Genomic DNA, 9579 nt, shown 5'->3' with positions numbered 1-9579 from the left:
CTCGTCGTCGATCACTTCGTGCTGCTCAGGTCGTAGACGGTCTGGCCGCCGACGGTCGTGGACTCGTAGTTCGCGGCGACCCACTCCTGGATGGCCGACGCCGTGGACGAACCGCCGCCCATCCCGCCGCCACCGGAGCCGGAGGAGACGTAGTACCCGATGTCCCCGTCGGCGACGTACGCCTTGAACTGGGCGAGCGTCGGCGCCGGGTCGCTCGACCACCCGCCGATCGCCATCACGGCGGTGTCGGTGTCGGTGTCGAGTTCGAGCTGTGCGGCCGACTGCGAGCCGTTGACGGCCGCGGCCCACTTCGCGTCGGACGCCTCGAGGAGCTTCTGCAACGCCGACGAGGTCGTCGACCCGCCACCGCCCATGCCGCTCGGGGCGCCGTCGGTCGAGCCCTCGGTGGTGCCACCGGCGGAGTCGCCGGGCGCCTCGCCGGTCATGCCCTCCGGCGGGGTCCCGCCGGGACCCTGCTGGGAGCCGTCGTCGGTGCTGGAGCCGCCGCTCTCGGAACCGGAGGTCGACCCGCCGGGTCCACCCGCGCCTCCTGGCATGCCACCCGTGCCACCGCCGCCCATGCCGCCGGTGCTGCTGCCCGCCGGACCGACGCTCGGGATCGAACCGGAGTGCGCGACGGTCGTCGTGGCGAGGGCGTAGGCCGTGGTGCCGCTGAGCCCGAACAGGGTGCCGGCGAGGACGCCGATCGTGACGAGCCTGCGGAGCGACGGCACGCTGCCCATCACGACGAGCGCTGCCGACAGCAGGCCGCCGGCCAGCATCACCCAGCGGAGCCAGGGCAGCCACGTCGGGTTCTCGTTGAGCAGGCACCAGCCCCAGAAGGCCGTGACGCCGATCATGGCGGCGAGACCGATGCGGCCGGTGAAGCGCTCGCGGGCGTGCCAGAGCAGCGCGCCGCCGGTGCCCACGAGTCCGGCGATCGCCGGGGCCAGCGCGACCGTGTAGTACGGGTGGATCGTGCCGGACATGTACGAGAAGACGAGTCCGGTGACGAGCAGCCAGCCACCCCAGAGCACGAGTCCGGCGCGGGCCGGGTCGGCCAGGTGACGGCGGCCGACGACGACCAGGCCGACGATCAGCGCGATGAGTGCGGCGGGCAGGAGCCACGAGATCTCGAGGCCCATCTCGGACGAGAACAGCCGGTTCAGACCCGTCGAGCCGCCGAACGAACCGCCCGCGGTGCCGCCGGTCATGCCGCCGCCTCCGCCGCCGTTGCCCGAGCCGCCGAAGATCCGACCGAGGCCGTTGTAGCCGAACACGAGGTCGAGCACGGTGTTGTTCGTCGAGCCGCCGATGTAGGGGCGGGACTCGGCGGGCCACAGCCACACGGCGACCACCCACCAGCCGGCGGCGACGACGAGGGACCCGGCGGCGACGAGCAGGCCGACGACGCGCCTGCCCCAGGTGGTGCGAGCGGCGAACAGGTAGACGAGGCCGAACGCCGGCAGGACGAGCAGCCCCTGCAGCATCTTCGTCAGGAAGGCGAACCCGAGGGCGACCCCGGCGAGGGCGATCCACTTCCAGCTGCCCCTCGGGAGCGCCCGCACGGTGCAGTACGCGCCGGCGGTCATGAGGAGGACGAGCAGCGCGTCCGGGTTGTCGAACCGGAACATCAGCGCGGCGGCCGGGGTCGCCGCGACGACGAAGCCCGCGAGCAGCGCGCCGACGTTCGCCGTGGTGGCCCCGAGCCGGGCGAGCGTGCGGCGGACCGTGCCCCACACGAGTGCGACGGACCCGACGGCCATGAGGGCCTGGGGGAGCAGGAGGCTGAAGCTCGAGAAGCCGAACAGCCGGGCGGACAGCACCATCACCCACAGCGAGGCCGGGGGCTTGTCCACCGTGATGAAGTTCGACGAGTCGAGGGAGCCGAAGAAGAACGCCTCCCACGACTTCGTGCCGGCCTGCACGGCGGCGGCGTAGAAGCTGTTCGCGTACCCGGAGACGCTGAGGTCCCAGAGGTACACCACGGCGGTCACGGCGAGGAGCGCCCAGAACGCGGGCCGGAGCCAGCGGGCGTCCTCGCGCTCGCCGAGGAACAGGCGGGCGACGGGCTTGCGGCGCCGATCCCGCGCGTCGGTGCGCGCGGTCTCGCGTCGATCGGTCACGGGTATCGGGTACGTGGTCATGGCAGTGAGGATTCCGGGCGTTCCCCGACTGTCACCCTGCGTCGGCTATGCGCGCCCTAAGACGCGCGGCGCGCAGTTCACGCGTACCGCTGCGCCGCGCGCAGCGCCGCCCCCGTGTACGAGCCGCCGAACAGGAACACGTGCAGGAGCAGCGGCGCGAGCTGGTGCAGCTCGACCCGCTCCTGCCACCCGGCGGCGAGCGGGGACTCGGCGTCGTAGGCGGCGAGCACGGCCTCGAGCCGGGGGAGTCCGAAGAGCCCGAGGAGCGCCAGGTCCGTCTCGGCGTGCCCGCCGTGCGCGATGGGGTCGATGAGCACCGCTCCCGTGGGCGTCGTCCCGTCCACCGGGTCCGCGTCCGTCGGCCAGAGCACGTTGCCCGCCCAGAGGTCGCCGTGCAGTCTCGCCGGCCGGTCACCGACGAGCCTCGGCTGCGGGGACCCGAGCGTCCCGTCGTGGACCCGGTCGGCGACCCGGTCGAACACAGCTGCCTGGGCGTGGTCGAACCCGCCGGCGTCGACGATGCGGCGGACGAAGTCGCGGATCCGGTACTCCGCGAAGAACTCGCCCCAGGTCGCCGGCGCGTCCGCCGCGGCGACGAACGGCGTGCGGGAGCGTCCCATCCGCAGGGGTGTGTCCGTCGGCCAGCCGGAGGGCGGCGCGCCCCAGTGCTCGGCGCCCGCGGCGTGGGTGTGCGCCAGGGACCGCCCGAACCGCTCGGCCTGCCGCGTCGACGGCGAACCGTCCGGGATCAGCTCGAGGTCGAGGACCGTCGGGCGGGGTCGACCGAGCACGCGGGCGATCCGGGTGCCGCCGTCGGGTTCGGCCTCGGCGAGCCAGTCCAGCCCGGCTGCCTCGGCGGCGGCCTCGTCGGGGGAGGCAAAGGTCTTCACGTGCGTCTCGGCCATCGCCCCATCCTGCCGACGCCACCTCGGTGCCGGGTCAGCGGATGCGCTCCGGTGCGGCCCGTTCCCCGCCGGCGAGGACCCGCAGGTGTGACTCGACCCGGGCGGCGAACGCGGGGCACCCCGCGTCGCGCAGCGCGACGGCGAGCCCGCGGCGCTTCTCGTCCGGACGTGATGCCCAGTAGCGCGTCTGCTGACGCACCACGTCACGCACCGCCGCCGGTGCCGAGTCGTCCACGAGCACGAAGAAGTCGTCCGAGCGGTACACCTCGTCGTTCGCGGCGTCGTCCGAGGCGAATCCGCGGTCATCGGTGAGCAGGACGTGGGCGCGACATGCCTCGGCGGCTGCGTGCACGTGGCGGTCGTCCGGGTCCGATCCGCCGTACGCCACCGTGGCGTCGAAGTCCTCGACGAGCTCGTCCACCGCGCCGAGGACCGCTGCGCGCAGTCGGGTCACTGCCCCGCCCGGGAGCGTGGGGTGCTTCCGGCGGAGGGTCCGGATGGTCTCGGCGAGCACGTCCTCCGTCGTGTGCAGCTGGAACATCCCGTCGGTGCGAAGCCGGAGGAGGCAGGTCCAGTCGCGCAGCGTCCTGCTGCAGGGCACGTTCGCGTCGACGAACACCCGCTGGAGCATCACATTTCACACCGTAGCGGTCCGCGCGGTGTCAGTCGAACGCCTCGCCTGCTTCGAGGAGCTCCTGTGCAGCGGCCTGACGCTCGCGCCGTCGTGCAGCGCGCGCCGCGAGGACGTCGTCGCGTCGGAGGCGCCGGTGCGTGCCCACGCGGTGCGCCGCGATCTCGCCGCGATCGATCATCTTCACGAGGGTCGGCCGCGAGACCCCGATGACGTCGGCCGCGACGGTCGTGGTCATCTCGTCGGGGAGCACCCTCGTCGACACTGCTGCGCCGCCGGCCATGCTCTCGACGAGGTCGGCGAGGAAGGTGCCGAGTCTGCTGGGGAGAGCGATCGAGGAGCCGTCGTCGAGCGCCATCGTGACGGTGGTCACCCGTCGGTCGCCGGCTGCGGACACGACGTCCGCTGCCTCGTGCCGCGCGACCTCGTCGATCGGTACCGCTCGACCGGTGGTGGTCACGGCGTGCATGGCGGCCTCCGTTCGTCAGTACGGCTGCGGTGTGCAGTCCACTGCCACCGTACGGCGGTTGCACTTGCAAATGCAACCTGCGGTAGCGGGTCAGACCGCGTCGACGAGCGCCCTCGCCAGCGGGTGCCACTCGCGGGACGTCGGCCCGCTCAGCACGAGCGTCCGTGAGAGTCGCCGGGCCATCGGCACCATGACGAGGTCCGGCGGCAGCATCACCCGACCGAGCGTCGGCACGATGGACACGCCCTCGCCCCGCTCGATCATCCCGAACATGGTGCTCATCTCCCGCACCCGGTGGGCGTAGCGGAACGGCTGCCCGTCGAGTTCGTGCAGCCGCTGGATCTGGTGCTCGCACCCGCCACCGCCCGCGACGAGCCCGTCCTCGTGCAGGTCGTCGAGCGTCAGCGCGGGGAGGTCGGCGAGCGGGTGGTCGCGGCGGACCACCGCGGCCATCTCGTCCTGCGCGACGACCACACCACCCGGTGGCACCGGCGTCGGGTCGACGAGCACGGCGGCGTCGACCGTGCCGGCCTCGAGCCACTCGGGCATCTCGTCGTCGTCTCCTTCGTAGACCTGCACGTCCACGTCCGGCAGCGTCACCGCCCACAGCTCGCGGAGCCGCGGCAGCAGGCCCTGGCAGACGGTGGGGACGGCCGCGAGGCGCACGGTGCCGCGCGCCGTGGCGGGCCGGACCACTGCCTCCAGGGCCTCGACGGAGGCGAGCACGCTGCGGGCGTGGGCCAGCAGACGGTCGCCGAGAGGCGTCGTGACGGCGGCCGCCCCGCGCCGGACCACCGGACCGCCCACCTCGCGCTCGAGCCCGGCGAGGGCGTGCGACACGGCGGACTGCCCGACGCCGAGCGTGGACGCCGCACCCGTGAAGGAGCCGGCGTCGACGGTGGCGACGAACGCGCGCAGCTGGGGCACCGAGACGGTCATGCGTCTTCCTCATCCGTTCATGAGCGACATGCGTTTGCCGCATGCGCCGAGGATGTCGACACTAGGCGACATGAACGCGGTCCTCTACCTCCTCGTGGCACTGACCTGGGGCTCGAGCTTCCTGTTCGCGAAGATCGGGCTCGACGGGCTCGCACCGCAGCAGGTCGCCACGGTGCGCACGGTCCTCGGCGCGCTCACGCTCGTCGCGGTCCTGCTCGCGACCCGCCGGCGCTGGCCGCGGGAGCCACGGGTCTGGGGACACCTGCTCGTGGTGTCGGTGTTCCTCAACGCGGTGCCGTCGTCGCTCATGGCGTGGGCGGAGCAGACCGTGCCGTCCGGTCTCGCGAGCATCTACAACGCGACGACGCCGATCATGACGTTGGCGGCCCTCGCGGTGCTCGTGCCGTCCGAGCGGCTCCGCGGACGGCAGGTCGCGGGCATCGTGCTCGGGATCGTCGGCGTCCTGGTGCTGGTCGGTCCGTGGAACGTCATCGGGGACCCGGAGGTCCTGGCGAGCGTGCCGGGGCAGGTCGCGCTGCTCGGGATGACCGCGTGCTACGGCATCGGCCTCGCGTACCTGCGCCGGGTGGCGGTCGGCAGCGCGTACGACCCGGTCACGCTCGCGACGGTGCAGCTGACGCTGGCCTCCGGACTGCTCCTGCTGGTCGCGCCCGTCATCGCCACGGGTCCGGTACGGCTGGACTGGAGGATCGTGGGGGCGATGGTCGCACTCGGTTGCGTGGGCACGGGGCTGGCCTACGCCTGGAACACGCGGCTGGTGCAGGCGTGGGGAGCGGGTCGCGCCTCGACGGTCACCTACCTGACGCCCGTCGTCGGGGTGGTGCTCGGCGTGCTGGTCCTCGGCGAGCACGTCCGGTGGAACGAGCCGATCGGGGGACTCGTGGTGCTGCTCGGCATCGCGCTGGCGTCGGGCGTGGTGGGCAGGCGGCGTCTGGGCGTGCGGGCTCCCGCCTGAACGGGGGCCGGATCCGAGAGCGACCGCGGCCGTAGGATCGGGCCGAGAAGTCGTCCACGGAGTCGTCGACGGAGACGGAGACCGGTCATGACCGCCACCCACCACACCAGCGCCACCGCCTCGGTCGCAGCGATCCTCGCCGAGTCCGCAGCGCGGTACCCGGACGACGTCGCCGTCATCGTCGGCGACCGGCACACCACCTACGCCGAGCTCTGGAGCCAGACGCTCGCGTACGCCGGTGCGCTGCGGGCCCGCGGCGTGGGACCGGGCGACCGTGTGGCGATGCTCGTCCCGAACGTCGAGGACTTCCCGCGGGTCTACTACGCGACCCTCGCGCTCGGCGCCGTGGCGGTCCCCGTGCACGCGCTGCTCAAGCGACGCGAGATCGAGTACGTCCTGCGTGACAGCGGCGCCTCGCTGCTCGTCTGCGCCGCACCGCTGCTCGGCGAGGGCGCGGCCGGTGCCGAGCTCGCCGAGGTCGACGTGGTGACGGTGCTCGCCCCGGCCGACTCGCCGGACCGACTCGAAGCGCTCGCGGAGCAGGCCGAACCACTCGACACCTACGTCCCCCGGCACCCGTTCGACACCGCGACGATCCTCTACACGAGCGGCACCACCGGCAAGCCCAAGGGCGCGGAGGGGTCGCACTTCTCGCTGCTCGAACAGGTCAACACGAACCTGATGACGACGTTCGACATGCACCGCGGGGACGTCCTGCTCGGCGCCCTGCCGCTGTTCCACACCTTCGGGCAGACCTGCACGATGAACACCGGCTTCCGGGTCGGCGCGACGATCGTCATGCTGCCGAAGTTCGACGGCGACACGGCGCTCGCCGCGATGGTCGAGCACGGGTGCGGCATCTTCATGGGCGTCCCGACGATGTACATGGCGCTGCTCGACGCGGCGACCCGTTCCGATGCCCGTCCGACGCTGCGGTACGCGATCTCCGGCGGCGCCTCGCTGCCACTGGCGGTCCTCGAGCGGTTCCAGGACGTCTACGACGCGCCGATCCACGAGGGCTACGGCCTCACCGAGACCTCGCCGGTCGCGACCTTCAACCACGTCGGACGGCCGCCGCGCCCCGGCACGATCGGCACCCCCGTGTGGGGCGTCGACGTCGAGATCGCCGACCCGGAGCAGCACGACGCGATCGTGATGCTGCCCCACGGCGAGATCGGTGAACTCGTCATCCGCGGGCACAACCTCATGAACGGGTACCTCGACCGTCCCGAGGACACCGCGGCCGCGATCGTCGACGGGTGGTTCCGGACGGGCGACCTCGGGACGAAGGACGACGACGGCTACCTGACGATCGTCGACCGGACGAAGGACATGATCATCCGCAACGGCTACAACGTGTACCCGCGGCAGGTGGAGGAGGTCCTCGCGACCCACCCCGACGTCACGATGGCCGCGGTGTTCGGTGTGCCGCACGAGCTGCACGGGCAGGAGGTCGAGGCCGCCGTGGTGCTCCGTGCCGAGGCGACGGCGACGCCGCAGGAGCTGATCGACTTCGTCGCCGCCGAGATCGCTGCCTACAAGTACCCCCGGGCGGTGCACGTCCTCGACGCGCTGCCCCTCGGCCCGAGCGGCAAGGTGCTCAAGCGCGAGCTCGTCGACCGGTTCGGCGCGGAGGTCCCGGCGGCCGGGTGACGTGGACGTGGACGTGGACACCGTGGTGCGGTCACCATCGCCGTCCGAACTCGCTCGGGGCCTGGCGGCGTTGCGGTCGTGGCAGCGCGACGACGCACTCGTGCAGCTCCACCCCGGCGACCTCGGGTGGGCGTGGCGCCACGGGGCGGACGCGGTCGCGCGTGCGGTGCGCCTCTGGGAGGTCGACGGGCAGATCGTCGCCGTCGGATTCCTCGACGGACCGACCACGCTCCGCATGACGGTGGCGCCCGAGCGCTGGACGGACCCGGACCTCGCGCGCGCCCTGGCGGCCGACGCCTCCGACCCCGGCACCGGCGTGCTCCCGAGCGGCCCTGCGTCGATCGAGGTACCGGACGGCACCGCCCTGCGCGGAGCGCTGCACGCTGCGGGATGGGGCGCCGGCGAGTCCTGGACGCCGCTGTCCCTCGACCTGGCCGCGCCGGTCGGAGCACGCGGGTCGTCGCTGCACGTCGAGATCGTGCACGGCGCGGACACGTCCGACTTCACGGCGGTCCACCGCTCGGCCTGGGACAACGGGTCGTTCACCGACGAGCGCTGGAGGGCGATGTCCGCCGGTGCACCGTTCGCGGAGGCTCGCTGTCTGCTCGGCAGGGACGACGCCGGAGAACCGGTCGCCGGGATCACGGTCTGGTCGGCCGGTCGCGGCCGTCCCGGACTCATCGAGCCGCTCGGCGTCCACGCCGCCCACCGCGGTGCGGGGCACGGGACCGCGATCTGCGTCGCCGGTGCGGCGATGCTCCGCGAGGCGGGAGCGTCGATCGCGTGGGTCTGCACCCCGAGCGACCTCGGCAGCGCCGTCGCGACCTACCGGGCGGCGGGTTTCACGAGGCTCCCGGAACGGCTCGACTGCGTCCGGCGGGCCTGAGTCGAGTGACTCGGCGTGTGCCGGACGTACGCTGGCACCTGTGACCCGGCCACGCCGACCCTCGACCGCACGGTTGCTGTTCGCGTCGTCGCACCCGGGGCCCACCGTCACCGTGACCGTGCTCGCGACGGTGATCGCCGTGGCGGTCGGGCACGCGTGGTGGACGGTCGTCCTCGTCGCCCTGACCGTCGTCGCCGGGCAGCTCTCGATCGGGCTCGCGAACGACTGGATCGACGCCGACCGCGACCGGGCGGTCGGCAGGACGGACAAGCCCGTGGCGCAGGGGTCGATCGCCGTCGGCACGGTCCGTCGCGCGGCGTTCGGCACCGCCGGGGCGTCCGTCGTCCTGTCGGTGTTCCTCGGGCCGGTCGCCGCCGTCGCGCACCTCGTGCTCGTGGCCGCGGGGTGGGCGTACGACGCAGGGCTCAAGCGCACGGTCTGGTCCGTCGTGCCGTTCGTGGTCGCGTTCGGGCTGCTCCCGGTCGTGGCGGTCTCGGCCGGGCGGGACGGCGACTGGCCGGCGTGGTGGGCGATCGCGACAGGCGCGGTGTTCGGGGTGGCGATCCACTGCACGAACGTGTTGCCGGACCTGGTCGACGACGCGGCCACCGGCGTCCGGGGGTTCCCGCACCGGCTCGGGCTCCGGGGCGCGGGCGTCACGGCGTTCGGGTCGCTCGTCGTGGCGGCGCTGCTCGTGCTCGGTGGTCAGGTGCTCGGGGACGATCCGGTCCGGGGCGTGGGGGTGGTGCTCGCGGTGCTCGGGACCGTCGTGGTCGTCGCGCTCGCCGGGGTCGGGGTGCGGCTCGTGCTGGCCGGGCGGGCATCGCGGGTGCTGTTCCGACTCGTCATCGCGTCGTCGCTCGTGCTCGTCGTCGAGCTCGGCCTCGCCGGCGCCCGCCTGGTCGCCTGACCCGCCGCCCGCGCGCCCCGCCCGCGCGCCCGACCCGCGCGCCCGGCCCGCGCGACCGGCCCG

The 9579-nt window shown here is 73.3% G+C and carries 9 protein-coding genes; 4 read left to right on the top strand and 5 right to left on the bottom strand.

The features are described from left to right. Window positions 1-11: 11 nt before the first annotated feature. The 5 genes from BIV01_RS11130 to BIV01_RS11110 all read right to left on the bottom strand — a co-directional run bounded on the left by BIV01_RS11130 (window position 12) and on the right by BIV01_RS11110 (window position 5091). Entirely contained in the window at window positions 12-2126 is a 2115-nt protein-coding gene (locus tag BIV01_RS11130) for an ArnT family glycosyltransferase (RefSeq protein WP_254791822.1), read from the bottom strand. A 98-nt stretch (window positions 2127-2224) separates the two neighbouring features. Further along, window positions 2225-3052, bottom strand: coding sequence for a fructosamine kinase family protein (locus BIV01_RS11125; protein WP_071302859.1), 828 nt, complete (start codon window positions 3050-3052; stop codon window positions 2225-2227). A gap of 34 nt (window positions 3053-3086) precedes the next feature. Continuing rightward, on the bottom strand, window positions 3087-3683 hold the full coding sequence (locus BIV01_RS11120; RefSeq protein WP_071302858.1) for a PIN domain-containing protein: 597 nt from the start codon (window positions 3681-3683) through the stop codon (window positions 3087-3089). Between the two features lie 31 nt (window positions 3684-3714). After that, window positions 3715-4152 (bottom strand): helix-turn-helix domain-containing protein, encoded by a 438-nt coding sequence (locus BIV01_RS11115; RefSeq protein ID WP_083413972.1) that lies wholly within the window; start codon window positions 4150-4152, stop codon window positions 3715-3717. Between the two features lie 90 nt (window positions 4153-4242). Further along, on the bottom strand, window positions 4243-5091 hold the full coding sequence (locus BIV01_RS11110; RefSeq protein ID WP_071302857.1) for a LysR family transcriptional regulator: 849 nt from the start codon (window positions 5089-5091) through the stop codon (window positions 4243-4245). Between the two features lie 70 nt (window positions 5092-5161). On the opposite strand from BIV01_RS11110, the gene BIV01_RS11105 reads away from it, so the two are divergent. The 4 genes from BIV01_RS11105 (at window position 5162) to BIV01_RS11090 (ending at window position 9516) form a co-directional block, all read left to right on the top strand. Beyond that, on the top strand, window positions 5162-6067 hold the full coding sequence (locus BIV01_RS11105) for a DMT family transporter (protein ID WP_083413971.1): 906 nt from the start codon (window positions 5162-5164) through the stop codon (window positions 6065-6067). An 87-nt stretch (window positions 6068-6154) separates the two neighbouring features. Beyond that, window positions 6155-7720 (top strand): long-chain-fatty-acid--CoA ligase, encoded by a 1566-nt coding sequence (locus BIV01_RS11100; RefSeq protein WP_071302855.1) that lies wholly within the window; start codon window positions 6155-6157, stop codon window positions 7718-7720. Window positions 7721-7733: 13 nt separating this feature from the next. After that, window positions 7734-8606: a GNAT family N-acetyltransferase gene (locus BIV01_RS11095; RefSeq protein ID WP_071302906.1), complete on the top strand. Its 873-nt coding sequence runs from the start codon at window positions 7734-7736 to the stop codon at window positions 8604-8606. Window positions 8607-8646: 40 nt separating this feature from the next. Further along, window positions 8647-9516 carry a UbiA family prenyltransferase gene (locus BIV01_RS11090; RefSeq protein ID WP_071302854.1) on the top strand — a complete coding sequence of 290 codons (870 nt, stop codon included), beginning with the start codon at window positions 8647-8649 and terminating at the stop codon, window positions 9514-9516. Window positions 9517-9579 lie beyond the last annotated feature (63 nt).

The sequence above is a fragment of the Curtobacterium sp. MCBA15_013 genome, from assembly GCF_001865095.1.
Classification (GTDB): domain Bacteria; phylum Actinomycetota; class Actinomycetes; order Actinomycetales; family Microbacteriaceae; genus Curtobacterium.
Note: the sequence above shows the minus strand (reverse complement) of the source record. Positions and strands in the feature narration are given on the sequence as shown.